We start from the raw sequence: 370 nt of genomic DNA, 5'->3' as shown, positions 1-370 counted from the left end.
CACCCATGATTTTTGCTGCCAATCGTGGATCGAGGTTACCGGTCGGCTCATCCGCCAGCAGCAAGGCCGGACGGTGCACGATGGCGCGCGCGATACCGACGCGCTGCTGCTGGCCGGTGGAAAGATCACCGGGGTATAGGTCGGCCTTGTCGGACAACGCCACGCGATCCAGCGCCGAATCGACGCGCTTGGCGATTTCAGTCTTGGAGAGCCCGAGAATCCGCAACGGCAGTGCGATGTTGTTGAACACCGTGCGATCGAACAGCAACTGGTGATTCTGAAACACGACACCGATCTGCCGACGCAGGAACGGGATCTGCGCATTGCTGATCTGGCCGAGGTCCTGGCCAGCCAGCATCAGTTTGCCGGT

At 61.1% G+C, this 370-nt stretch carries 1 protein-coding gene; it reads right to left on the bottom strand.

Features of this window, described 5'->3' with window-relative positions:
- The coding region (locus EE949_RS08370; protein WP_122663874.1) for a cell division ATP-binding protein FtsE at positions 1-370 on the bottom strand (370 nt) is incomplete at both ends.

The sequence above is a fragment of the Pseudomonas viridiflava genome, assembly GCF_900602065.1.
GTDB lineage: Bacteria > Pseudomonadota > Gammaproteobacteria > Pseudomonadales > Pseudomonadaceae > Aquipseudomonas.
The sequence above is the reverse complement of the archived record's forward strand: the minus strand, read 5'-3'. Positions and strand labels throughout refer to the sequence as shown.